Below are 24,160 nucleotides of genomic sequence, written 5' to 3'. Positions count from 1 at the left end.
GGGCGTCGGCCGTGGCCGACGCCCCTTGCTCACGGGGTGCTACCGATCAGCTGCAGCCGCTGGTCGAGCCGCAGCCCTCGCAGATGTAGCAGGAGCCGGCTCGCTGCATCTTCGTGCCGCAGGAGAAGCACAGCGGGGCGTCGGCCTGGATACCGAGCTGCATCTCCACCAGTTCGGCACTGGTGTGCGCCTGCTTCGGGGCGGGCTGGGCCGCCTCGATGTCGGCCTTCGGGGTGGCGACGGCCTTCAGCTCCTGGGCGAGGGGCGCCGACTGGGCCAGGCCCTCCACGTCGACCTCGTCGTCGGACGGCTCGTACGAACCCGTCTCCAGGTGCCGCTGGCGCTCCTCGGCGGAGTGGATGCCGAGGGCGGAGCGGGTCTCGAAGGGCAGGAAGTCCAGCGCCAGGCGGCGGAAGATGTAGTCGACGATCGACTGCGCCATCCGCACGTCCGGGTCGTCCGTCATGCCGGCCGGCTCGAAGCGCATGTTGGTGAACTTCGAGACGTACGTCTCCAGCGGCACGCCGTACTGGAGGCCGACGGAGACCGCGATGGAGAAGGCGTCCATCATGCCCGCGAGGGTGGAGCCCTGCTTGGACATCTTCAGGAAGACCTCGCCGAGACCGTCGTCGGGGTACGAATTGGCCGTCATGTAACCCTCGGCGCCGCCGACGGTGAAGGACGTGGTGATGCCGGGACGGCCCTTGGGGAGGCGCTTGCGGACCGGGCGGTACTCGACCACCTTCTCGACCGCGGCGCGGATCGTCTCCTCGGCCTTCTCGGTGACCTCGGCCTTCTCCTTCTCCTTGGTCTTCGCGGAGAGCGGCTGGCCGACCTTGCAGTTGTCGCGGTAGATCGCCAGGGCCTTGACGCCGAGCTTCCAGGCCTCGTAGTAGATCTCCTCGACCTCCTCGACGGTCGCCGTCTCCGGCATGTTGACCGTCTTGGAGATGGCACCGGAGATCCACGGCTGGATCGCGGCCATCATGCGGACGTGGCCCATCGGGGAGATGGCGCGCTCGCCCATGGCGCAGTCGAACACCTCGTAGTGCTCCTGCTTGAGACCGGGGGCGTCGATCACATTGCCGTGCTCGGCGATGTGGGCGACGATCGCCTCGATCTGCTCCTCCTGGTAGCCCAGGCGGCGCAGGGCCTGCGGCACGGTGCCGTTGACGATCTGCATGGAGCCGCCGCCGACCAGCTTCTTGAACTTGACCAGCGCGAGGTCGGGCTCGACACCGGTGGTGTCGCAGGACATCGCCAGACCGATGGTGCCGGTCGGGGCGAGGACGGACGCCTGGGAGTTGCGGAAGCCGTTCTTCTCGCCGATGCGCAGCACGTCCTGCCAGGCCTCGGTGGCGGCGGCCCACACCGGGGTGTCGAGGTCGTCCATGCGCACGGCGGTGCCGTTGGCGTCGGAGTGCTGCTTCATGACGCGCTTGTGGGCGTCGGCGTTGCGGGCGTAGCCGTCGTACGGGCCGACGACCGCGGCGAGCTCGGCGGAGCGGCGGTAGGCCGTGCCGGTCATCAGGGAGGTGATGGCGCCGGCGAGGGCGCGGCCGCCGTCGGAGTCGTAGGCGTGGCCGGTGGCCATCAGCAGGGCGCCGAGGTTGGCGTAGCCGATGCCGAGCTGGCGGAAGGCGCGGGTGTTCTCGCCGATCTTCTGGGTCGGGAAGTCCGCGAAGCAGATCGAGATGTCCATCGCGGTGATGACCAGCTCGACGACCTTCTGGAAGCGCTCGGTCTCGAAGGACTGGTTGCCCTTGCCGTCGTCCTTCAGGAACTTCATCAGGTTCAGCGAGGCCAGGTTGCAGGACGTGTTGTCCAGGTGCATGTACTCGCTGCAGGGGTTCGAGCCGTTGATCCGGCCGGACTCCGGGCAGGTGTGCCAGTGGTTGATCGTGTCGTCGTACTGGATGCCCGGGTCGGCGCAGGCCCAGGCGGCCTCGGCCATCTTCCGGAAGAGCGACTTGGCGTCGACCTCCTCGATGACCTCGCCGGTCATGCGGGCACGCAGGCCGAACTTCCCGCCCTGCTCGACCGCCTTCATGAACTCGTCGTTCACGCGGACGGAGTTGTTGGCGTTCTGGTACTGGACGGAGGTGATGTCGTCGCCGCCCAGGTCCATGTCGAAGCCCGCGTCGCGCAGGGCGCGGATCTTCTCCTCCTCCTTGACCTTGGTCTCGATGAAGTTCTCCACGTCGGGGTGGTCGACGTCGAGGATGACCATCTTGGCGGCGCGGCGGGTGGCACCGCCGGACTTGATGGTGCCGGCGGACGCGTCGGCGCCGCGCATGAAGGAGACCGGGCCGGAGGCGTTGCCGCCGGAGGAGAGCAGTTCCTTGGAGGAACGGATCCGGGAGAGGTTCAGGCCGGCGCCGGAGCCGCCCTTGAAGATCATGCCCTCTTCCTTGTACCAGTCGAGGATCGACTCCATGGAGTCGTCGACGGACAGGATGAAGCAGGCGGAGACCTGCTGCGGCTGGGGCGTGCCCACGTTGAACCACACGGGGCTGTTGAAGCTGAAGATCTGGTGCAGGAGGGCGTAGGCCAGCTCGTGCTCGAAGATCTCGGCGTCGGCGGGCGAGGCGAAGTACTTGTAGTCCTCACCGGCCTTCCGGTACGTCTTCACGATGCGGTCGATGAGCTGCTTCAGGCTCACCTCGCGCTGCGGGGTGCCGACGGCGCCCCGGAAGTACTTGCTGGTGACGATGTTGACCGCGTTCACCGACCAGAAGTCGGGGAACTCCACGCCGCGCTGCTCGAAGTTGACCGAGCCGTCGCGCCAGTTGGTCATGACGACGTCACGGCGCTCCCAGGCCACCTCGTCATAGGGGTGGACCCCGGGAGTGGTGTGGACGCGCTCGATACGGAGTCCCTTGCCGCCCTTGGTGCCCTTCGCGCGGGAACTCCGTGCCGGACCGCTCGCCGTCTCTGTCATGCCGCCTCCCATGTACGGGCGAAAACGCCCTGAAGTGCCCCGATTGTTCCCGTGGCACGGTGTTCTGTCTGGTGCTGCGGGCCCCTCTGCGCCGCCCGCAACAGGTCTTTGTCCACTCGCCGCCGCCCGCCGGGCCCGGTTCCTGCGCCCGGGTCCGGCCGCCGGTCAGTCGGCGGCGCCTGCGGGCTCGGGGACCTGTGCCGCCCCCGTGGACCCGCGGTCGTCTTCCTGGCTCCCCGCGCCGTCGCCGTCCCCGCCGGGACGTCCCGTCGCCTCCCTCAGCTCCGCGATCGCGGCCTCGAAGTCCTCGAGCGAGTCGAACGCCCGGTAGACGGAGGCGAACCGCAGATAGGCGACGAGGTCGAGCTCCTGCAACGGGCCGAGTATGGCCAGTCCCACGTCGTGGGTGGTCAGCTCGGCGCTCCCGGTGGCCCGCACCGCCTCCTCGACCCGCTGGCCGAGCTGCGCGAGGGCGTCCTCGGTGACGGGCCGGCCCTGGCAGGCCTTGCGCACACCATTGATGATCTTGGTGCGGCTGAACGGTTCGGTGACCCCGGACCGCTTCACCACCATGAGCGAGCACGTCTCCACGGTCGTGAACCGGCGGGAGCAGTCGGGGCACTGCCGGCGCCTGCGGATCGACGTGCCGTCGTCGGTCGTACGACTGTCGACCACGCGGCTGTCGGAGTGCCTGCAGAAGGGGCAGTGCATGGAATCCCAACCCTCCTCACAGCAGACTCAAATAGCCTCACGAGGCCCTTCAGGCCCCTCGAAGCAGCCCCAAGCATAGGCGATCGCGGAGGACCCGAAGACCCGGGGGACCACAACTTGTGGGCTGCTGCCGCAATCCAACCACTAGATGTGGGGCTTGGCTCATACATACACGGCCCGCACGCGTGTCGTGCCGGTGCGTACACGCGCCGCGGCCCGGCGCCGCCACGGGGCCCGCGCGCGCATGCGCGGGAGGCCGGCCCCGCACATGCGGAGATACGGTGGGCGCCGCGAAAAGGGCCCGTGGGACTACCGGACAGATGGGACACCGGTCCCCGTCGAGCGCGACGCTGATGGCAGACTGGGCGACGCCCCGCGAGGGCGCACCCGGCGGTGAAGAGTACAGCAATGGGTCCTTTTGTCCGCCAGGCACCGCGATAGCTATACACCCAGACTTCTGTTCCGTGTGAGCTATTCGCCTTTTTTCACTCGAACGTGTGTTTGGCGCAACCTTTCGAAAGCTACTACCGTTGTGCTGCAGGGAGACCATCGAGAGGGGCCGACGTGACCACCACCGCCGACAGTGCCGCCATCACTGCCCAGGACCGCCCCCAGGGCCGCCCTGAGCCGGTGCACGCGATGAGCGACGCCACGCTTCCCGAGGGGCCGAAGCGCTCCCTGCCGGGCCGACCTCCCGGCATCCGGGCGGACAGCTCGGGACTCACCGATCGCCAGCGCAGGGTGATCGAGGTCATCAGGGACTCCGTGCAGCGGCGTGGCTACCCGCCGTCGATGCGCGAGATCGGCCAGGCCGTCGGCCTCTCCAGCACCTCCTCCGTGGCGCACCAGCTCATGGCACTGGAGCGCAAGGGCTTCCTGCGTCGCGACCCGCACCGCCCGCGGGCCTACGAGGTGCGCGGTTCCGACCAGGCGGCCTCCGTACAGCCCACGGACACCGCCGGCAAGCCCGCCGCGTCGTACGTCCCGCTCGTCGGGCGCATCGCCGCCGGTGGCCCGATCCTCGCCGAGGAGTCCGTCGAGGACGTCTTTCCCCTGCCCCGGCAGCTCGTCGGTGACGGCGAGCTGTTCGTGCTGAAGGTCGTCGGCGATTCGATGATCGAGGCCGCCATCTGCGACGGCGACTGGGTCACGGTCCGCCGCCAGCCGGTCGCCGAGAACGGCGACATCGTGGCCGCCATGCTCGACGGCGAGGCCACCGTCAAGCGCTTCAAGCGCGAGGACGGCCACGTCTGGCTCCTCCCGCACAACTCGGCGTACGAGCCCATTCCCGGTGACGACGCGACCATCCTCGGCAAGGTGGTCGCCGTACTGCGCCGCGTCTGAGCGCCACGACGGGCGGATCCTGCACGGCAGCGACCCGCCGCCCCGACCGGGCCCCGGAACCTCTGCGCCGGTTCCGGGGCCCTGCGCTGTCCGGGCCCTCCCGGGAGGGCCCCATCGGTCGTCTCCGGCGGCCGCCGGCTCAGGCGCCCTCCGTCTGCTTGGCCGCCGCGTCGATGGCCGCCAGGGACTTCCTGACCTGGCTGCGGTCCGTGGTGTACCAGAAGTCGGGCAGGGAGGCCTTCAGATAGCTCCCGTACCGGGCCGTGGCCAGCCGCTGGTCCAGTACGGCCACCACGCCGCGGTCGCCCGACGCGCGGACGAGACGGCCGGCGCCCTGGGCCATGAGCAGCGCGGCGTGCGTGGCGGCGACCGCCATGAAGCCGTTGCCGCCGGCCTCCTCGACCGCCTTCTGGCGAGCGCTCATCAAGGGGTCGTCCGGGCGCGGGAACGGGATCTTGTCCATGACCACGAGCTGGCAGCTCGGTCCGGGCACATCGACGCCCTGCCACAGCGAGAGCGTGCCGAACAGGCAGGTCTCGGGGTCGGCGGCGAAGTTCTTGATCAGCTCACCGAGCGTCTCCTCGCCCTGGAGGAGGATCGGGTACTCGGGGATGCGGGAGCGCAGTTCCTCGGCGGCGAGCTGGGCCGCCCGCATCGAGGAGAACAGGCCCAGGGTGCGGCCGCCGGCCGCCTGGATCAGCTCCGTGAGTTCGTCGAGCATGTCGCCGCGGTCGCCGTCCCGCGCCGGTCGCGCCAGGTGCTTGGCGACGTACAGGATGCCCTGCTTCGGGTAGTCGAAGGGCGAGCCGACGTCGATGCCCTTCCACTGCGGCACGTCGTCGCCCTCGGTGCCCTCGGGGGCGAGGCCGAGCGAGGCTCCGACGCCGTTGAAGTCGCCGCCCAGCTTGAGGGTCGCCGACGTCAGCACGACGGAGCGGTCGGTGAACAGCTTCTCGCGCAGCAGGCCCGAGACGGACATGGGGGCGACGCGCAGGGACGCGCCGAAACGGTCGTGGCGCTCGTACCAGACGACGTCCCACTCGGAGCCGTTGGTGATCCGCTCCGCCACGTCGTGCACGGACTCGACCGAGGCCAGCGCCTGCTTGCGGACCGCGTCCGCGTCCTGCACGGACTTGTCCCGGGTGGCGCCGATCGCGGAGATGACCGTGCGGCAGGCGTCGCGCAGCGCCATCAGGGCGTATCCGAGGTCCTCCGGAATCTCCTCGAGGCGGCCCGGAAGCGCCAGCTCCATCAGCCGCTCGAAGCCCTCCGCGGCCGTCTGGAGCTGATCGGCGGCCTTCTCGTTGACGAGCTTCGCCGCGCGGCGCACCGCGCGGTTGACCTGGCCGGGAGTGAGTTCGCCGGTGGCCACTCCGGTGACCCGGGAGACCAGCTCGTGGGCCTCGTCGACGATCAGCACCTCGTGCTGCGGCAGCACGGGCGCGCCCTCGATGGCGTCGATGGCCAGCAGCGCGTGGTTGGTGACGACGACCTCGGAGAGCTTGGCACGCTCCCGGGCCATCTCGGCGAAGCACTCGGCGCCGTACGCGCACTTCGTGGCGCCCAGGCACTCGCGGGACGACACCGACACCTGCGACCAAGCGCGGTCGGAGACACCGGGCGTGAGGTCGTCGCGGTCCCCGGTCTCCGTCTCGTCCGCCCAGTCCCGCATCCGCAGCAGGTCCTGGCCCAGCTTGCTGGTGGGCGCGGCGGCCTCGAACTGGTCGAACAGGCCCTCCTCCTCGTCCTGCGGCACACCCTCGTGCAGGCGGTGCAGGCACAGGTAGTTCGACCGGCCCTTGAGCATCGCGAACTCCGGGCGGCGGCGCAGCAGCGGATGCAGCGCGTCGACCGTGCGCGGCAGGTCGCGCTCCACGAGCTGGCGCTGGAGGGCCAGGGTCGCGGTGGCCACGACGACGCGCTCCCCGTGCGCCAGCGCGGGCACCAGGTAGCCCAGCGACTTGCCGGTGCCGGTGCCGGCCTGGACCAGCAGATGGGAACCGTCGTCGATCGCGCCCGCGACGGCTTCGGCCATGGCCGCCTGACCGGGGCGCTCCGTGCCGCCGACGGCGGTGACGGCGGCGTGCAGGAGTTCGGGGAGTGAGGGCTTCGTCATAGCGCGACCACCCTACGGCCCGGCACCGACAAACGGGTGACCGCGGCGGACGGGCGGGGCGGGAGAGGCGGCGGGGGCGGCGGGGACAACGGCGGGCTCCTCGGCGGGCGGGGTCGGCGGGCGGGTCCTACGGCAGCCCGGGCGCGCCCCGGTCCCGGACCAGGAGCGCGGCCCGCTTGCCGGGCAGTTCGACCTCGGCGGCGAGCCGGAACCCGGCGCCGAGGAACGCCGCGACGGACGGCGTGTTGCGCAGATCGGGCTCGGCGAGGACCCGGGTGCAGCGGGGTCGCCGGGCGAGCACGAGGTCGGTGACGGCTCGGATCAGGGTGGTGCCGAGGCCCCGTCCGCGGTCGGCGGCGTCGCCGATGAGGAGGTGGACGCCGGTGTCGTGCGGGCGGACGGGACAGTACCGGGCCAGCGGGTCGAGGTCGGCCCGGTAGATCTCCCAGTAGCTCATCGGCACGCCGTCCAGCAGCCCGAGGCAGGGGACGCTGCGTCCGTCGCCGGTGAGCTGGGCGCGCACGTGGGCGTCGGTCACCTCCGGCGGCCCGTTCAGCTCCCAGAAGGCGGCGACGGCGGGGTCGTTCATCCAGCGGCCGACGAGCGCGATGTCGCGGGCGTCCTGGACGGGCACCAGCTCGAAGGGGCCGTCGGGTGTGGCGGCCGGGCCCCAGTCGGCGACGCGGTCGAGCAGGTCGGCGCCGGCCGGCGCGGCCGGGGCGGGGCCGGCCCGCTCCGTCCGGAACAGGGCGGCGAACTCCTCCGGCAGGTGCAGGTCCAGGGTGTCCTCCCCGTCCGCACCCGCGTCCGTACCGGTGCCGTGGGCGGTGGGGGCGGTGGCGGGGTCGGCGCTCGCACGGGGGGAAGCCATGGTGTCGCTGCTTTCGGGAGGGAGGTCCGGGGGGGTGTCGGGTCTTCACGGGCGCAGGGGGTTGCTGATCGTGACGTAGACGGACTGGGTGTCGACCGGTCCGACCAGTTCGTCGAGTCCGTGCATCCGGGTCAGCAGGTTGGCCTTGCAGCGCAGGACGGGCGAGTCGAGCAGGCGGGCGGGCAGCGGGCCGCCGGGCCTGCCCGGGTCCTGCGCGAGCGGGGCGAGGAAGCGGCGGAAGGCGGCGAGCAGCAATGGTTCGTCCGCGAGGCCCTGCGAGCCGAGGGCGCCGACGAGGCCGAACACGTTGTTGATGGCCAGGTAGTAGGCGAAGCGTTCGTCGGCGACCTCGTCGGAGACGAACGTGTCGCTCCGTTCCCCGATGCCGGGCAGCCGGGCGTCCAGCTCGGCGCGGCGGGACTCGCGGAAGTAGTAGCCCTGGTTGTCGCGGTAGCGGCCGCCGGCGGGCCAGCCGTCGGCGTCCAGCAGGAGCAGGGTGTTCTGCTGGTGCGCCTCCAGCGCCACGCCGGCCGCCGCGTCCAGCCACAGCACGGGGCGGACGACGTGTTCGAGGTACCGCAGGAACCACTCCGCGGCGACCGCGCCGCGCGGGCGGCCGGTGCGCGCGGCGAGCCGGGTGATGATCGCGGCCAGCCGGGAGGGCGCGGCGGCGCTTCCCTCAGGGGCCGCGTCCGGACGCGGCGCGGTCAGGGCGGCGACACAGGTGACGTCGTCCGCGGGGCGGAAGGGGTTGTGCCGGATGACTACGTCGAGCCCCGGTACGGGTGTGCCGTCCGGTGCGTCGACGGCGAGCCAGGCCGGGTCGCGGACGATGTCGAAGCCGGGGTGAGCGGCCCGCCACCGCCGGGACAGGCCGGAGCGCAGCAGACGGTGGACCTCGACGCCCCGGTGGAGTTCCTTGCGGAGGTTCTCCCGGCGCGAGTTGGTGATGTGCAGGGCCAGGGACAGCTTGAGCATGGCGGGGGCGCCGCCGCGGTGCACGGTCCGCACGGAGGACGTGGGGTGCCACGGGTCGCCGTGGGCGCCGAGATCGCGCAGCAGCCCGGCGTCCAGCAGTGCCCGGACCCGCGGCCGGTACTGGACCTCGCGGAACTGCCAGGGGTGCAGGGGCAGCGCCGCGTGGCCGTCGGGCAGCGCCGGGCCGCCGCCGGCGAGGCGCGCGGTGAGGCGGGCCGCGGGGACCGGGCGCCCGCGCTCGGTCCAGGCCGAGTCGCCGGCGAGCACCGAGGGCGCGACGGCGAGCCAGTGCAGTGGGAAGGAGCCGCGCAGTTCGGGTGAGTAGAGCCGGGCCTCCGCGTCGGTGAGTCCCTCACGACTCTTCGGGGTGGGGTGCAGCGGGTGCCCGAGGGTGAGTGCCTGCTCGGCGGCGAGGAAGCGGTCGGGGCCGTCCTCGGCGTGTTCGCGCCGGTCGCGGACGAAGACGGCGGTACGGCGCACGGAGTCGGCGACGCGTGCGACGAGGTCCGTGCCGTGGGCGTCCGCCTGTCCGGCCGTCTCCCGTACGAGCAGCGCGGCGACCGTCACCGCGTCCGGCGGCCGTGCCGACGCGGGGGCGCCGGCGAGGCGGGGCGGGCCGAACCGGTGCCGGCCGGTCGGGGACCAGTAGCGCACGGGGACGAGCAGGGCCGTGCCGCTGGCGGGCAGCGGGATGCGCAGGAGGCCGTCGCCGGGGGCGGGCAGGCCGGTCTCGCGGGTCCAGCAGCGCAGCAGGTTCTCCACCGCGGCGCCCTGCGCGGCGGTGTGGGGGTCCGGGTGGTGCAGAGGATCCGGGCGGTCCGGTTCCGGCCGGCCGGTGCCCTCCGGGCACGGGGGGTCGGCGGGCCGGGGGACGGAGCCGGTGACGAGTCCCGGTTCGGGTGCGGGAGTTGTGTGCAACGCGGATCCTCGCATCGTGCTCGGTCGGGCGGCGGAGTCGGCGGTCGTCGGCGGGCCTCAGTGCGGACCGCGCGGCTCGCGGGAAGCGGCGCGGTCGGTACGCGGCGCGGCCGCCGCCACCGCCCGGACCGCGTCGGCCAGCCGGTCCAGTACGGCCGTGGCCTGCTCCTTGGTGATGGTCAGCGGCGGCAGCAGACGTACGACGTTCGCGGACGGGCCCCCGCGGTCCACGATGAGCCCGCGTCGCAGGCACTCCCGCTGGACGGCGGCGGCCGTCTCCGGGGCGGCGGCGCCCGCGCCCTCGGGCGCGAGCATCTCGACCCCGATCAGCAGGCCCCGCCCCCGCACCTCGCCGACGCAGGCGAACTCCTCGCCCAGTTCGCGCAGTCGGGCCAGGACGCGGGCGCCGACGGCTGCGGCGTGCTCGGCGAGACGGTGCTCGCGGACGTGTGCGAGGGTCGCCGTGCCTGCGGCCAGGGCCAGTTGGTTGCCGCGGAAGGCACCGGTGCCGGGTCCCCCGCCGGGCAGATCGTCGCGGTGGACGACGGCGGCCAGCGGCAGGCTGCCGCCGATCGCCCTGGACAGGACGAGGACGTCGGGGGTGATCCCGCTGTGCTCCACGGCCCAGAAGGCGCCGGTGCGTCCGACACCCGTGTCGGTCTCGTCGACGATCAGCGGGACCGACCGCTCGGCCGTGATCCGCCGCAGGCGCCGCATCCAGGCGTCGGGGGCGGGGAACACCGTGCCCCCGCCCCGCACGGGTTCGACGACCAGTCCGGCGGGCGGCGACTGCCGTGAACTCAGGGCGTCGAGCGCGGCCTCGGCCCCGCGGGCGTCCCGCGGGTACGGCAGGCGGTCGAACGGCGCGCCGTCACGGTCCCCCCGCGTCAACGGCTCGTCGGCCGGCGGGCCGAGCGGCGCGTCGGTGAACGCCGTCACCCGGCTGCGTCCGGTGGCCGCGCGGACCAGCCCGACGGCGGCGGCCACGGCGTCGGTGCCGGGCGGTCCGCAGAAGCGCACCCGCGCGCGGTCGGCCAGCCCGGGCGGCAGGGTGTGCAGCAGCTCGGTGACGAAGGCGTCCTCCACCGGGGTGGTGAGGTTCATGACCTGCAACGGGGCACCCGATTCGAGTACCTTGCGGATCGCCTCCAGCACGACCGGGTGGTTGTGCCCGAGGGCCAGCGTCCCGCCGCCCGACACGCAGTCCAGGTAACGGCGGCCGTCCGCGCCTTCGATGGTGAGCCCCCGGGCCCGGACCGGGACGATCGGCAGGGCACGCGCGTAGGTCCGCGCCGCGGACTCGCGCGCCGCCTGACGCCTCGGCGCGCCGTCGCGGGGGGCGCGCGCCGGCGCCCCGAGGTCCCGCCCGGCGCCTCCCGCGCCGACGGCCCCGGACGTCCACTCCCCGTACGCGGATTCCGCCACGGCTCCCTGTCCTCCCGCTGTCCAGGGGCGAGTCGCGTCATGTCGACTTCGTCGCCGCCCTCGGCCCGGGGGGGCCGCGTCCGGACAGCGGTCCCCCCACCGCTACCAACCCCCGCCCGTCCACCGGGTTACGGGTTGCCTCAAGATCTTTGCCGTGACGCAACCGTTGCCGTTCCGTCGGAACTCCCCCACAGCGAACGCATAGTGTGTGGTGCCGTTCCAGGACGCCGGGCGGACCGCGCGAACCCGGCTCGGGTTCGGCGGCGGACACGGCCCAGCACCACTCGTTCACTGCAGGGGGAGTCATCACCATGCGATCCATACGACCGTCGTCCAGCACGCGTCCGAGCAGGGGCGGGCGGCGCAGAACCTCCTCCCTCCCGGCCGCCGTGGCACTCGTCTCGGCGCTCGTACTCACCGCCACCGCCTGCGAGTCGGGTGACCCCGAGGCCGGCGGCGACGCGTCGGCCTCGGCCGCGGCGGACGGCGGCAACGGCGAGATCAGGATCCCGGACCACATCAAGGACAAGCTCAAGGAACACGGGATCGACGTCGACGAGTGGAAGAACGGCGCCTGGAAGAACTGGAACAAGGACGACTGGCTGCGCGAGGCGCAGGACTTCGTCAACCCGATCATCGAGGACCTGTGGGACCCGGACCGGATGCGGGACGCCGAGGAGCCCGACCAGGGGGTCGACGAGAGCGACATCTCCGGTGACCAGGGCGTGACCGACCCGGAGCCGCGGCCGGTGGAGGCGAAGGCCGTGCCGCCGTCGTACCACGAGAACGCCGCCACGGCGGGCAAGGTGTTCTTCGACTCCCCCCAGGGCACGATGGTCTGCTCGGCGACGGTCGTCCAGGACCCGGCGCACCCCGGCAAGTCGAACATGGTGTGGACGGCGGGCCACTGCGTGCACGCGGGCAAGCAGGGCGGCTGGTACCGCAACATCGCCTTCGTGCCGTCGTACAACGACTCCGGCAAGTCGACCGCCGAGCTGGAGGGCGCGACGAAGGAGGAGGTCGCTCCCTACGGTGTCTGGTGGGGTGACTGGGTTCAGACCTCGGACCAGTGGATCGAGCAGGGCGGTTCGACGGGCGGCGACGGCGCCTCGTACGACTTCGCGGTCATCCATGTGACGCCGGAGAAGGGCAGCGGCGGCAAGTCGCTGGAGGAGACGGTCGGTTCCGCGCTGCCGGTCGACTTCAAGGCGCCCGCCGTGCCGCAGATCGAGAGCATGACCGCCACCGGCTACCCGGCCGCGCCGCCGTACGACGGCCAGAAGTTGTTCCAGTGCGCTGACAAGCCGGGCCGGCTGTCGCTGAACGCGTCGGATCCGACGATGTACCGCATCGGCTGCACCATGACCGGCGGTTCGTCCGGCGGCGGCTGGGTCGCGGAGGGGTCCGACGGCAAGCCGGCGCTGGTGTCCAACACCTCCATCGGCCCGGTGACGGCCGGCTGGCTGGCAGGTCCGCGGCTGGGCGAGGAGGCCAAGGGCGTGTACGAAGCGGTCAGCGGCAAGTTCGCCGGTCAGTGACCGGGCGCTGAGCCGAGAAGGCGGCGGGGTGCGACGGGCCGAGGCCGGGCGCACCCCGCCGCGCGTTCCACGAGTCGCCGACTTTTCACGGGGGTTCACCACATCATGCTTTCCACACCTGTGTCCGACGTGACGCGGCGCGGGCGCCGGCGCGCCCTGGCCGCCGCCGGGCTGGTCGCCGCCCTGGCGCTCACCGCCACCGCGTGCGGCGGTTCGGCGGAGGGGAAGGGCGGGGCCGACGCCGGGGCGGGCGGCGACGCCTCGAAGCCGGCCGGCGCCGGCGGAGACGGCGGGGCCGAGGTCCCGGCCGGTCTCGCGGACCGGCTCGAGGAGCACGGCATCGACGTCGACGCCTGGGCGGACGGCGGCTGGAAGGACTGGGACAAGGACAAGTGGCTGCGTGAGGCCGGGGACTTCGTCAATCCGGTGATCGAGGGCCTGTGGAACCCGGACCGGATGAAGTCCGCCGAGGAGGCCGACAAGACGGTCACGACGAAGGACGCCACCGCCGGTCAGGGAGTCAGCGACCCGGAACCGGCGCCCGTGGAGGCCGAGGCCGAGAAGAAGCCGTACCACGAGCACGCGGCCCCGGTCGGCAAGCTGTTCTTCGACTCGCCCGAGGGCTCGATGGTCTGCTCCGGCACGGTCGTCAAGGACGTGAACCATCCGGGCGAGTCCAACCTCGTGTGGACCGCCGGCCACTGCGTGCACGCGGGCGGGGGCGGGGGCTGGTACCGCAACATCGCCTTCGTGCCCTCGTACAACGACCTGGGCAGGAGCGAGGCGGAACTGTCCGGCGCGACGACCACCGAGCTGGCGCCGTACGGAACCTGGTGGGCCGACTGGGCATCGACCTCGAACCAGTGGATCCAGGGCGGTTCGGGGACCGGCGGCGACGGTGCCGCGTACGACTACGCGGTGCTGCGCGTGCGGCCCGAGCAGGGCGGCAAGTCGCTGGAGGAGACGGTGGGTGCCGCACTGGACGTGGACTTCTCCGCACCGTCCGCCTCCGACGCCGGGAGCATGGGCGCCTGGGGCTATCCGGCCGCCGCGCCGTACAACGGCCTGGAGATGTTCAAGTGCCTCGACCGGCCCGGCCGGTTGTCGCTGAGCCCGTCGCTGCCGACGATGTACCGCATCGGCTGCACCATGACCGGCGGTTCGTCGGGCGGCGGCTGGTTCCGGGTGGTGGACGGCGAGACCAGGCTCGTCTCGAACACGTCGATCGGGCCGCTCGACAACACCTGGCTGGCGGGCCCGCGGCTGGGCCCGGAGGCCGAGGCGATGTACCGGACCATGAGCAAGGCGCACGGCGGCGGGTGAGGCGGCCGACGCTCCACGCGGACCGAGGGCCCGCCCTGCTGCGACAGGGGGCGGGCCCTCGGTCCGTGATCCGCGAGGCGTTGCCGCGGGGCGGTGCTCAGGCGAGCGGCGCCGGAACGTACGGCGTGAGTTCCGCCGCCAGTTCCTCGTGCACCCGGACCTTGAGCAGGGTGCCCTCCGCGGTGTGCTCCTCGGAGAGGACCTCGCCCTCGTCATGGGCGCGGGCGACCAGCTTGCCGCGGGTGTACGGCACGAGCGCCTCGATCTCGACCGACGGGTGCGGCAGCTCCGTGTCGATCAGCGCGAGCAGCTCGTCGATGCCCTGGCCGGTGCGGGCCGACACCGCGAGGGAGTGCTTCTCCACCCGCAGCAGCCGCTGGAGCACCAGCGGGTCGGCCATGTCGGCCTTGTTGATCACGACGATCTCGGGCACACCGGTGGCGCCGACGTCCCTGATCACCTCGCGCACGGCGGCGAGCTGCTCCTCCGGGGCCGGGTGCGAACCGTCCACCACGTGCAGGATCAGGTCGGAGTCGCCGACCTCCTCCATCGTGGAGCGGAACGCCTCGACCAGGTGGTGCGGCAGATGCCGGACGAAGCCGACGGTGTCCGCCAGGGTGTACAGCCGGCCGCTCGGCGTCTCGGCCCGGCGCACGGTCGGGTCGAGGGTGGCGAACAGCGCGTTCTCCACCAGGACGCCCGCGCCGGTGAGACGGTTGAGCAGCGAGGACTTGCCGGCGTTGGTGTAGCCCGCGATGGCCACGGACGGCACCTTGTTGCGCCGGCGCTCCTGGCGCTTGACCTCGCGGCCGGTCTTCATCTCCGCGATCTCACGGCGCATCTTCGCCATCTTCTCGCGGATCCGGCGCCGGTCCGTCTCGATCTTGGTCTCACCGGGACCACGGGTGGCGAGGCCGCCGCCCTTGCCGCCGCCCATCTGCCGGGACAGCGACTGACCCCAGCCGCGCAGCCGCGGCAGCATGTACTGCATCTGCGCGAGCGAGACCTGCGCCTTGCCCTCTCGGGACTTGGCGTGCTGGGCGAAGATGTCGAGGATCAGGGCCGTACGGTCGATGACCTTGACCTTGACGACGTCCTCGAGCTGGATGAGCTGTCCGGGGCTCAGCTCACCGTCGCAGATGACGGTGTCCGCACCCGTTTCGAGGACGACGTCCCGCAGCTCCAGGGCCTTGCCGGAGCCGATGTAGGTGGCCGCGTCGGGCTTGTCCCGGCGCTGGATCACGCCGTCGAGCACGAGCGCGCCGGCGGTCTCCGCGAGGGCGGCGAGCTCCGCGAGGGAGTTCTCCGCGTCCCGGACCGTGCCCGTGGTCCAGACGCCGACGAGGACGACCCGCTCCAGGCGGAGCTGGCGGTACTCGACCTCGGTGACGTCCTCCAGCTCTGTGGACAGGCCTGCCACCCGGCGCAGAGCCGCGCGGTCGGAGCGGTCGAACTGCTCGCCGTCCCATTCCGAGTCGATCTCGTGGCTCCAGGCGACGTCCTCTTCCATCAGGGCATCGGCCCGAAGGCCCTCGGGATAGGTCTGCGCGAGACGCTTGGTGTCCTGGGAGGGGGAAGAAGAGGAGGTCATTGGATCCTTACGTAGCTGGGATTCGATGGGCGCGGCAGTGCTGCCGCGTCACTGGGGACAACGCGTGGGCCGCCCGGGTGATTCCCGCGGTCCGTGCCGCGCCGTCCCGAAGATGGTCGCACGGCACGGGCCGTCTCGTCACCGGCTTATTCGCCGCGCCCCTTGCGCACGGGAACTCCGGGAACCCCGGGCGCGCGGTCGGCGGACGTCCGCCTCCAGTCCGGATGGCCGGGCATCGGCGGGGTCTTCGTGCCGTACAGCCAGCCCTGGAAGAAGCCGTTGAGGTCGCGGCCCGCGACCTCGGAGGCGAGGCGGACGAAGTCGGCGGTGGTCGCCGTGCCGTCCCGGTACCGGCCGGCCCACTCGTGTTCGAGGAGTTCGAAGGCCGGGACGCCGATCTCCTGGCGGAGGGCGTAGAGGACGAGCGCGGCGCCGTCGTAGACGTTGGCGCGGAAGATGCCGGTCTTGCTGCCGTTCCCCGGCGGCTTCGGCGCTGCCGGGGGGCCGCCCGACGCGCGCCAGCGGTCCGAGGCTCCGTAGGCCGCCTTCATCCGGTCCCGCAGGGACTTGCCCGCCTTCTCCTCGGCGTACAGGGCCTCGTACCAGGTGGCGTGCCCTTCGTTGAGCCACAGGTCGGACCAGGAGCGCGGGCCGACGCTGTTGCCGAACCACTGGTGGGACAGCTCGTGCACCATGATCGACTCGACGTACCACCTGGGGTAGGCGCGCTCGGTGAACAGTTCCCGCTCGAAGAGGGAGAGGGTCTGGGTCTCCAGTTCGTAGCCGGTGGTGGCGTCGGCCACGAGCAGGCCGTAGGTCTCGAAGGGGTAGGGCCCCGCCTTGCTCTCCATCCAGGCGATCTGGCCGGGGGTCTTCGCCAGCCAGGGTTCGAGGACGGCGCGGTGCCTCGTCGGCACGACGTCCCTGACGGGCAGGCCGTGCGGGCCGGTGCGGTACAGGACGGTGGAGCGGCCGATGGAGACCTGGGCCAGCTCGGTGGCCATGGGGTGCGCGGTCCGGTACGTCCAGGTGGTGGTCCCGCCGGAGCGTTCCACCGCGGTCGGCAGTCCGTTCGCGGCGACGGTGAGTCCGTCGGGGGCGGTGACCCGGATGGTGAAGCGCGCCTTGTCCAAGGGGTGGTCGTTGCAGGGGAACACCAGGTGGGCGACGTCGGCCTGGTTGGCCATGGCGAGCCCGTCGGAGGTGCGCACCCAGCCGCCCTGCCGGGCCCCGCGGTACACGGGGTCGCTGCTGTGCCGCACGGTGATCCGCGTCAGCTCGCCCTCCGCCGGCGGTTTCGCGGGGGTGATCACCAGGTCCTCGCCGGCAAAGGCGAACCCGGCGGGCTCGCCGTCGACCTCGACGGAGTCGACCTTTCCGTGGGCGAAGTCGAGGTTGATCCGGTCCAGGTCCGCCGTCGTGCGGGCGTCGATGACGGTGACGGCCTTCAGCGGCCGGCCGTTGCTGCCGGAGTAGGTGAAGGACAGGTCGTAGGCCGCCACGTCGTACCCGGGGTTGCCCAGGTGCGGGAAGAGGCGGTCACCGACGCCGAGCGGGACCGGCGGGGCGTTCGCGGCAACCAGGCAGACGGAGGCGGCGGAGGCGAACAGCGCCGCTGCCCTGAGCCGGCGGCGGCTGCGCGCGGGGGGCCGGGAGGCCGGGGTGCGAGGGGTGTGCAGCATCCCTCACGGCTATCAGCGCGCGCGTGCGCCGCGGCGACGGCGCGCGCCCGGGGCACTCGAACGGTCCCCGCCGGGCACCGCCGCGGATCAGGCACCCGTCGGCTGCGGCTGCGCGCGGCTCACGTCGTACACCCCGGCGACGTCGCGCATCGCGCGCATGAGGGCGGGCAGCCGGGCGGCGTCGGGGAGCAGGACGGTGTAGGTGTGGCGCACCCGCTGCCGGTCGGGAGGCTCGACGGTGGCGGAGACGATCTCGGCGCCCTCCAGGGCCATGGCCTCGGTGAGGTCGGCCAGCAGGTGCGGCCTGCCGAACGACTCGGCGAGCAGGGTGACCCGGCACTCGCTGCTCTCGCCCCAGCTCACGCCGACCTCCTGGCGTCCTGCGCCCCTCATCCGCTCCACCACGGCGCATCCGGCGCGGTGCACGGTGACCACTCCCCCGCGCACGGCGAAGCCGGTGATCTCGTCGGGCGGTACGGGGGTGCAGCAGCGGGCCAGCCGTACGGTCGCGCCGGGCCGGTCGACGAGGACGTCGGCGGAGGCGGGGCGGGGTGCCGGTCCGTCGCCCGTGGGTCGGGGTGCCTGCTGGCCGGGGCTGCCGTCGCCCTCGGGCGCGGCGGTCGCCTCGGCGGGGGCGGGGGTGGGGTGGGCGGCGAGCCGGCGCTGGATGGCGATGCGGGCGGCGGGGGTGCGGGCGTGCTCCAGCCACTCCCGCGACGGCTCGGAGGCGGGGTCCTGGCCCATCAGGAGCTGCACGGTGTCGCCGTCCTTCAGCACCGTGCTCATGGTCGCCAGCCGCCCGTTGACGCGGGCGCCCATGGCCGCGTGCGCGTCCTCGCCGTACTGGGCGTAGGCGGCGTCCACGCAGGTGGCGCCCTCGGGCAGGCCGAGGGTGCCGCCGTCGGGCCGGAACACGGTGATCTCGCGGTCCTGGGCGAGGTCCTCGCGCAGGGTGGACCAGAAGGTGTCGGGGTCCGGTGCTCCGCGCTGCCAGTCGAGGAGGCGGGAGAGCCAGCCGGGCCGGGTGGGGTCGACGCGCTCGCCGTCGCCCGCGGCCTGCTCCTCCGCCGGTGCGGCGTAGGGGTTGCCGAGCGCGACGACTCCGGCCTCGGCGACCTTGTGCATCTGGTGGGTGCGGATGAGGACTTCGATGACCTGCCCGTCCTCGGCGCGGGCCACGGCCGTGTGCAGCGACTGGTACAGGTTGAACTTGGGTACGGCGATGAAGTCCTTGAACTCCGAGACGACGGGCGTCATACAGGTGTGCAGTTCGCCGAGGACGGCGTAGCAGTCGGCGTCCTCCTGGACGAGGACCAGCAGGCGGCCGAAGTCGGCGCCGCCGAGCGGGTGGCGCTTGCGGGAGACGCGGTGCAGGGAGACGTAGTGCCGGGGCCGGATGAGGACCTCGGCGGTGAGCCCGGCGTCGCGGAGCACCTTGCGGACGTCGTCGGCGACGGCGGCCAGCGGGTCGTCGGCGCGGGCCGCGTTCTCGGCGACCAGTTCCCGGGTGTGCGCGTACTCCTCGGGGTGCAGCACCTGGAAGACGAGGTCCTCCAGCTCGGACTTGAGCGCCTGGACTCCGAGCCGTTCGGCGAGCGGGATGAGCACGTCCCGCGTCACCTTGGCGATGCGCTCCTGTTTCTCCCGGCGCATCACACCGAGGGTGCGCATGTTGTGCAGCCGGTCGGCGAGTTTGATCGACATCACGCGGACGTCGTTGCCGGTGGCGAGGAGCATCTTGCGGAAGGTCTCGGGCTCGGCGGCGGCGCCGTAGTCGACCTTCTCCAGTTTGGTGACGCCGTCGACCAGGTAGCGGACCTCGGCGCCGAACTGATCGCCGACCTGGTCCAGCGTGACGTCCGTGTCCTCGACCGTGTCGTGGAGGAGGGAGGCGGTCAGGGTCGTCGTCTCCGCGCCGAGTTCGGCGAGGATCAGGGTGACGGCGAGGGGGTGCGTGATGTACGGCTCGCCGCTCTTGCGCATCTGGCCGCGGTGCGAGGACTCGGCCAGCACGTAGGCGCGGCGCAGCGGCTCGAGGTCGGCGTCCGGGTGGTGGGCGCGGTGGGCCTCGGCGACGTGACTGATCGCGTCGGGCAGCCGGCCCCGTGCGGCGGAGCCCAGGAGCGCCGCGCGGCCGAGCCGGCGCAGGTCGATCCGGGGGCGGGCCTTCCTGCGGGGCGCCGCGGGGGTGGCGGCGCCGGAGACCTGCGGCGTGACGGGGCCTGGGCTCGCGGGATTCACGGCCTCCGCATTCATGGGCACCTCCGGCTGCACGGACCGGCGGACGGGGTGCCCCAGGGCGGACACGGCTCGGGGGTTGGCGTCGATCCCCCGTCCGGGCCGGTGCTTGATGCTATCGAGCCCATCACGTACCTCCGACCGCCTCTCGCCCAGCGTGAAACGGATCACCCATTCGAGCGAAGGTCCGTAGGTTTACGTTTTCGCACTGAGTGTCTTGGTCCGGGCTGTGGTTCAGGTCAGGACCTCCTCCAGCCATGCGGCGTCGATCTCGCCCTCGGCCACGATCACCGCGGGGCCGGTCATCTCGATCTCGCCGTCGGGCCTCTCGGTGATCACCAGGGTCCCGCCGGGCAGGTCGACGGTGTACGTCACCGGGGTGCCGGTGACCGCGGGGTCGAGGCCGTCCCGGCGGGCGGCGGCGACGGCGACGGCGCACGCGCCGGTGCCGCAGGAGCGGGTCTCCCCGGAGCCGCGCTCGTGCACCCGCATCGCCACGTGACGGGGGCCCCGGTCGACGACGAACTCGACGTTCACCCCGTCCGGGTAGGCCGAGGCCGGCCGGTACGGCGGCGGGGAGTACAGGTCCCCCGCGTGGTCGAGGTCGGCGACGAAGGCGACGGCGTGCGGATTGCCCATGTTCACGTTCCGCGCGGGCCAGCTCCGCTCGCCGACGCCGACCTCGACGTCGCCCTCGGGGAGCAGCGCGCGGCCCATGCCGACGGTCACGTCGCCGTTCTTGGCGAGGTGCACGCGCTTGACGCCTCCGCGGGTGGCCACGGCGAGGTCGCCCTCGGTGACGTGACCGGTGCGCTGGAGGTAGCGCGCGAAGACCCGCACACCGTTGCCGCACATCTCGGCGACCGATCCGTTGCTGTTGCGGTAGTCCATGAACCACTCCGCCTCGGCCGCCATGTGCCTGGCCTCGGGGTGCGCCGCGGACCGCACCACGTGCAGCACGCCGTCACCGCCGATGCCCGCACGGCGGTCGCACAGGGCGGCGACGGCGGCGGGGGGCAGGTCGATGGCGTTGTCCGGGTCGGGAACGATCACGAAGTCGTTCTCGGTGCCGTGTCCCTTGAGGAAGGCGATCCGCGTGCTCATCCCTCGATCGTACGGGGTCGGTGCGGCAGGACGACGAGGCTTCCGGTCCTCGGGACGGGGGCCGGCGGCGCGGGCCCCGCGGTCCCGCGGGGCGCCGGTCAGCCGCGCAGGCGGGCCACCCGCCACACGGCCAGGACGACCACGGCGGCGACCGTGAGGGCGTAGGCGAGCGTCACCCGCCAGTCGGCGCGCCGGCCCGAGCCCCGCTGCGGCAGGCCGGGCCAGGTGTGGCCGACCCGGCGGGCGGCCATCATGCCCCAGCCGGCCGCGCAGGAGCAGATCAGCAGCCCCAGCATCGCGATCACGGCCCCGCTGTCGCCGAAGTCGAAGGCGAGCGGGAAGGCGAACATCAGGGAGCCGACGGCGGCCAGGCAGACGATGGGGGCGAGCTGCCAGATCCGCAGCCGGCGCTGCGGGCGCAGCTCCACCTCGACCTCGTCCCCGTACATCTCCTCGGGCTCGGGGCCGTCGGCGGCCACCCCGTCCGGCGTGTCGTCGGGGCCGTCGGGGCTCAGGCGGCCTTCGCCGGGCTCCCCGTCGCCGGGGCCGGCGGTGTCGTGCTCGGTGCTCGGTGCGGTGTCGCGAGGGCCGGCCTCCATCGCCACGCGCCCTCCCAACTAGGACTCACTCGGTCGATCGAAGCTTGATGATGGCACGGCGCCGAAGGCCGCGATGACGGCCGGGGCGTCCCGATGCCATCACGTGATCAGGCTGTAACCGGTCGTTCGACCAACGACAGCGCGAGCCCCGGAAGTTCCGCGCGGTCCGCGACGGCCCCGCTCAGCCAGTGCACCCGCGGGTCGCGCCGGAACCACGAATCCTGACGGCGCGCGAAGCGCTTGGTGGCACGGACCGTCTCGGCCCGGGCCTCGTCGAGCGTGCACTCGCCGGCGAGCGCCGTGAGCACCTGCTGGTAGCCCAGCGCGCGTGAGGCCGTGCGCCCCTCGCGCAGCCCCCGCGCCTCGAGCGCGCGCACCTCCTCCACCAGGCCGGCCTCCCACATCCGGTCGACGCGGCGGGCGATGCGCTCGTCCAGTTCGGGGCGCGCCACGTCCACGCCGATCTGCACGGTGTCGTAGACGGAGTCGTGGCCGGGGAGGTTGGCCGTGAAGGGCTTGCCGGTGATCTCGATCACCTCCAGCGCCCGGACGATCCGGCGGCCGTTGCCGGGCAGGATCGCCCGCGCGGCCTCGGGGTCGGCGGCGGCCAGGCGCGCGTGCAGCGCCCCCGGCCCGCGCAGCGCGAGCTCCTCCTCCAGCCGGGCCCTGACCTCGGGGTCCGTGCCGGGGAACTCCAGGTTGTCGACGGCGCCGCGGACGTAGAGCCCGGAGCCGCCGACCAGGACCGGCCAGCGCCCCGCGGCGAGCAGCGCGTCGATCCGCTCCCGCGCCAGGCGCTGGTACTCGGCGACGGAGGCCGTGACGGTCACGTCCCAGACGTCGAGGAGGTGGTGCGGGACGCCGCCGCGCTCCTCGGGCGTCAGCTTGGCGGTGCCGATGTCCATCCCTCGGTAGAGCTGCATGGAGTCGGCGTTGACGACCTCGCCGCCGAGCCGCTGGGCCAGGAAAACGCCCAGATCGGACTTTCCGGCCGCGGTGGGACCTACGACGGCGATGACGCGGGGGGCGTGGGGTGCGCTGCTCACGGCCCCAGTCTCCCAAACCTCCCGGGCTGCCCCCGAACGAGTTACGTGACAGTGCGGGGCCGGGGTCGTTGCCCGATGCGGGGTTCCCAACCCCCGGCGCAGCGGGGCGGTGGCCGCGACGGTGCGAACGGACGTACCGGGTGCCGCGGGATGTCGCCCGCACGAGTAACGTATGGAGTTGATATGGGCGTTTTTGCACGACTTTTTCGGAGGTCGAGGGCCACGGAAGAGGCGTCGGTCGCCGGGGCGCGGGCCGGGACACCGGAAGCCGGCAGCGCGGCGGCGGACGAGAGTACGGCGGAGGCGACGGGACCGGCCGGCGCCGGGACCGGGGAGCCGGCACCGGCGGTGACGGAGACCGCCGAGGCCGCCGATCCGGAAGGCGTCGGCATCCCCAAGCAGCAGTCCGCCGGGGAGGCCGTCGACAACGAGGCCGACAAGGGCGCCCGCACCTGACGGCGCCGTGAGGGAAGGCGAACCATGGGTCTGATGGACAACTTGAAGGCCAGACTGGAACCTGCGAAGGGCAAGGTCTCCGACCTCGCCCAGCAGCACGGGGACAAGATCGATCGCGGTCTCGACAAGATGGCGAGGACCGTCGACGAGAAGACGAAGGGCAAGTACAGCGACCGGATCCGGTCGGGTACGGGCAAGGCCAAACACGCCATGGACCGCCTCGCCCACCACGACGACAAGGGCACCCCGGGCACCGCTCCCGGGGACACGCCTCCGGCCGGGCCACCGCCGGCTTCGTGAGCCGCGCGCGCCCCGGCGCGAGCGGGAGGACCAATGGCACACCGACGGACGGCCGCGGAGCGCATCGGCTCCGCGGCCGTCCGTCGTCCGTCTCCCCGCGCGTACGGCGGGCTCGTGGCGCGCCGGAGCCCATGCTCCACCCGTGCTCACGACAGGCCCGCAGCGGAACGCCCGCAGGCCCACGCAGCGCCCGCCCGGGCCCTCGAACCGCGCGTCCCGGGCCCCGCGCCCGGCGGCGCGCCCCTCACGACCAGGTCGCCGCCACGTAGCCCACGCCGTACGGCGCGTCCTCGTACAGCAGCGCGCCGGTGAGGGCCGCGTCCCCGGCCGCGCCCGCGAGGACCTGCCAGGGCGCCCGGCCGGACACCTTCAGCTCGCGGGCGAGTCCGGCGTCCAGCGCGGCGAGGGCGGCCGTGTCCGCCGTGCCCAGCGCCCGGCCGGCCTCCGCGTCGAAGGGCGCCGCCCGCTCGTCCAGGTAGCCGGGCGCCTTGAGCGTGCGGCACGCGCTGGCGTCGCCCAGCACCAGCAGCGCCACTCGCGCCGCCCGCTCGGCGAGGTCCCGGCCCAGGGCGGCGCACCGCTCGGCCGGCAGGTCCTCGCCGACGCCGACTCCCTCGACGGGGGCGGCGACCCACCCGGCGCGGGCCAGCAGCCAGGCGCCCACGGCGAGGCCGGGGGGCAGCGGGCGGCCGGCCCCCGGGGCCTGACCGGTGCCGTCGCCGAGGCGGACGTCCAGGTCCACGCCGAAGCCGCGGAACGAGCCGGGCGTGCCCGCCGGGTAGCTCTCGGGACCGGCGTCCGGCGCGGGACCGACGACCACGAGCCGGTCGGGCCGGGCGGCGGCGAGCACGCCCAGCGCGTCACCGCACGCGGCGCGTGCGGCGTCCAGCTCGGGTGCGGCTCCCGCGGCGACCTCCGGCACGAGGAGCGGCGGGCAGGGGCATACTGCGGCGGCGACAAGCATGATCGGCAGCGTAGC

General features: G+C 73.1%; 17 protein-coding genes. 4 read left to right on the top strand and 13 right to left on the bottom strand.

All coding sequences use genetic code 11. From position 1 onward, the window contains the following. Positions 1 to 46: 46 nt before the first annotated feature. Positions 47 to 2,941: a vitamin B12-dependent ribonucleotide reductase gene (locus ACH499_RS12235; protein WP_356203222.1), complete on the bottom strand. Its 2,895-nt coding sequence runs from the start codon at positions 2,939 to 2,941 to the stop codon at positions 47 to 49. A gap of 165 nt (positions 2,942 to 3,106) precedes the next feature. Further along, complete coding sequence (gene nrdR, locus ACH499_RS12230) at positions 3,107 to 3,652, bottom strand: transcriptional regulator NrdR (protein ID WP_356203221.1); 546 nt, start codon at positions 3,650 to 3,652, stop codon at positions 3,107 to 3,109. Positions 3,653 to 4,216: 564 nt separating this feature from the next. Here nrdR and lexA point away from each other — a divergent pair. After that, positions 4,217 to 4,996, top strand: a complete 780-nt coding sequence (gene lexA / locus ACH499_RS12225; protein ID WP_356203219.1) for a transcriptional repressor LexA — start codon at positions 4,217 to 4,219, stop codon at positions 4,994 to 4,996. A gap of 139 nt (positions 4,997 to 5,135) precedes the next feature. On the opposite strand, the gene ACH499_RS12220 is transcribed toward lexA, so the two are convergent. The 4 genes from ACH499_RS12220 to ACH499_RS12205 form a co-directional block, all read right to left on the bottom strand. Then, the gene (locus ACH499_RS12220) at positions 5,136 to 7,112 is read right to left on the bottom strand and encodes an ATP-dependent DNA helicase (RefSeq protein ID WP_399015242.1); all 1,977 of its coding nucleotides are present in this window, start codon (positions 7,110 to 7,112) and stop codon (positions 5,136 to 5,138) included. 127 nt (positions 7,113 to 7,239) lie between these two features. After that, positions 7,240 to 7,983 carry a GNAT family N-acetyltransferase gene (locus ACH499_RS12215; protein WP_399015240.1) on the bottom strand — a complete coding sequence of 248 codons (744 nt, stop codon included), beginning with the start codon at positions 7,981 to 7,983 and terminating at the stop codon, positions 7,240 to 7,242. 45 nt (positions 7,984 to 8,028) lie between these two features. Next, positions 8,029 to 9,894 (bottom strand): IucA/IucC family protein, encoded by a 1,866-nt coding sequence (locus tag ACH499_RS12210; RefSeq protein WP_399015238.1) that lies wholly within the window; start codon positions 9,892 to 9,894, stop codon positions 8,029 to 8,031. Between the two features lie 42 nt (positions 9,895 to 9,936). Next, positions 9,937 to 11,304: an aminotransferase class III-fold pyridoxal phosphate-dependent enzyme gene (locus ACH499_RS12205; protein ID WP_399015236.1), complete on the bottom strand. Its 1,368-nt coding sequence runs from the start codon at positions 11,302 to 11,304 to the stop codon at positions 9,937 to 9,939. A 311-nt stretch (positions 11,305 to 11,615) separates the two neighbouring features. On the opposite strand from ACH499_RS12205, the gene ACH499_RS12200 reads away from it, so the two are divergent. Continuing rightward, a complete protein-coding gene (locus ACH499_RS12200) occupies positions 11,616 to 12,842 on the top strand; it encodes a trypsin-like serine peptidase (protein WP_399015234.1) in 1,227 nt (408 codons plus the stop codon). 105 nt (positions 12,843 to 12,947) lie between these two features. Further along, positions 12,948 to 14,165, top strand: a complete 1,218-nt coding sequence (locus ACH499_RS12195) for a trypsin-like serine peptidase (RefSeq protein ID WP_399015232.1) — start codon at positions 12,948 to 12,950, stop codon at positions 14,163 to 14,165. 97 nt (positions 14,166 to 14,262) lie between these two features. Here the strand turns inward: ACH499_RS12195 and hflX are convergent, their stop codons facing one another. The 6 genes from hflX to miaA form a co-directional block, all read right to left on the bottom strand. Continuing rightward, a complete protein-coding gene (hflX, locus tag ACH499_RS12190; RefSeq protein ID WP_356203212.1) occupies positions 14,263 to 15,756 on the bottom strand; it encodes a GTPase HflX in 1,494 nt (497 codons plus the stop codon). A 146-nt stretch (positions 15,757 to 15,902) separates the two neighbouring features. Then, positions 15,903 to 17,438, bottom strand: coding sequence for a M1 family metallopeptidase (locus ACH499_RS12185; protein WP_399015230.1), 1,536 nt, complete (start codon positions 17,436 to 17,438; stop codon positions 15,903 to 15,905). 87 nt (positions 17,439 to 17,525) lie between these two features. After that, a complete protein-coding gene (locus ACH499_RS12180; protein ID WP_399015228.1) occupies positions 17,526 to 19,694 on the bottom strand; it encodes a RelA/SpoT family protein in 2,169 nt (722 codons plus the stop codon). Between the two features lie 216 nt (positions 19,695 to 19,910). After that, positions 19,911 to 20,780, bottom strand: coding sequence for a diaminopimelate epimerase (dapF, locus tag ACH499_RS12175; protein ID WP_399015226.1), 870 nt, complete (start codon positions 20,778 to 20,780; stop codon positions 19,911 to 19,913). Positions 20,781 to 20,878: 98 nt separating this feature from the next. After that, positions 20,879 to 21,379, bottom strand: a complete 501-nt coding sequence (locus tag ACH499_RS12170) for a hypothetical protein (protein ID WP_356203326.1) — start codon at positions 21,377 to 21,379, stop codon at positions 20,879 to 20,881. Positions 21,380 to 21,486: 107 nt separating this feature from the next. Next, complete coding sequence (miaA, locus tag ACH499_RS12165) at positions 21,487 to 22,425, bottom strand: tRNA (adenosine(37)-N6)-dimethylallyltransferase MiaA (protein ID WP_399015224.1); 939 nt, start codon at positions 22,423 to 22,425, stop codon at positions 21,487 to 21,489. A 480-nt stretch (positions 22,426 to 22,905) separates the two neighbouring features. Here miaA and ACH499_RS12160 point away from each other — a divergent pair, with 480 nt between their 5' ends. Then, positions 22,906 to 23,181, top strand: a complete 276-nt coding sequence (locus tag ACH499_RS12160; protein ID WP_356203205.1) for an antitoxin — start codon at positions 22,906 to 22,908, stop codon at positions 23,179 to 23,181. Positions 23,182 to 23,425: 244 nt separating this feature from the next. Here the strand turns inward: ACH499_RS12160 and ACH499_RS12155 are convergent, their stop codons facing one another. Further along, positions 23,426 to 24,145 (bottom strand): class III extradiol dioxygenase subunit B-like domain-containing protein, encoded by a 720-nt coding sequence (locus ACH499_RS12155; RefSeq protein ID WP_399015222.1) that lies wholly within the window; start codon positions 24,143 to 24,145, stop codon positions 23,426 to 23,428. Between the last annotated feature and the right edge of the window lie 15 nt (positions 24,146 to 24,160).

This window comes from Streptomyces sp. NPDC018947, from assembly GCF_044390505.1.
Lineage (GTDB): Bacteria > Actinomycetota > Actinomycetes > Streptomycetales > Streptomycetaceae > Streptomyces.
This window is presented reverse-complemented; position numbering and strand designations above follow the sequence as displayed.

What these genes read in the sequence shown, in the direction of transcription:
- ACH499_RS12215 (WP_399015240.1), bottom strand. Translation starts at nt 7,983, where the DNA reads ATGGCTTCCCCCCGTGCGAGCGCCGACCCCGCCACCGCCCCCACCGCC.
- dapF (WP_399015226.1), bottom strand. Translation starts at nt 20,780, where the DNA reads ATGAGCACGCGGATCGCCTTCCTCAAGGGACACGGCACCGAGAACGAC.
- ACH499_RS12235 (WP_356203222.1), bottom strand. Translation starts at nt 2,941, where the DNA reads ATGACAGAGACGGCGAGCGGTCCGGCACGGAGTTCCCGCGCGAAGGGC.
- ACH499_RS12155 (WP_399015222.1), bottom strand. Translation starts at nt 24,145, where the DNA reads ATGCTTGTCGCCGCCGCAGTATGCCCCTGCCCGCCGCTCCTCGTGCCG.
- ACH499_RS12210 (WP_399015238.1), bottom strand. Translation starts at nt 9,894, where the DNA reads ATGCGAGGATCCGCGTTGCACACAACTCCCGCACCCGAACCGGGACTC.
- ACH499_RS12185 (WP_399015230.1), bottom strand. Translation starts at nt 17,438, where the DNA reads ATGCTGCACACCCCTCGCACCCCGGCCTCCCGGCCCCCCGCGCGCAGC.
- ACH499_RS12195 (WP_399015232.1), top strand. Translation starts at nt 12,948, where the DNA reads ATGCTTTCCACACCTGTGTCCGACGTGACGCGGCGCGGGCGCCGGCGC.
- ACH499_RS12200 (WP_399015234.1), top strand. Translation starts at nt 11,616, where the DNA reads ATGCGATCCATACGACCGTCGTCCAGCACGCGTCCGAGCAGGGGCGGG.
- ACH499_RS12160 (WP_356203205.1), top strand. Translation starts at nt 22,906, where the DNA reads ATGGGTCTGATGGACAACTTGAAGGCCAGACTGGAACCTGCGAAGGGC.
- hflX (WP_356203212.1), bottom strand. Translation starts at nt 15,756, where the DNA reads ATGACCTCCTCTTCTTCCCCCTCCCAGGACACCAAGCGTCTCGCGCAG.
- ACH499_RS12170 (WP_356203326.1), bottom strand. Translation starts at nt 21,379, where the DNA reads ATGGAGGCCGGCCCTCGCGACACCGCACCGAGCACCGAGCACGACACC.
- ACH499_RS12180 (WP_399015228.1), bottom strand. Translation starts at nt 19,694, where the DNA reads ATGAATGCGGAGGCCGTGAATCCCGCGAGCCCAGGCCCCGTCACGCCG.
- ACH499_RS12220 (WP_399015242.1), bottom strand. Translation starts at nt 7,112, where the DNA reads ATGACGAAGCCCTCACTCCCCGAACTCCTGCACGCCGCCGTCACCGCC.
- nrdR (WP_356203221.1), bottom strand. Translation starts at nt 3,652, where the DNA reads ATGCACTGCCCCTTCTGCAGGCACTCCGACAGCCGCGTGGTCGACAGT.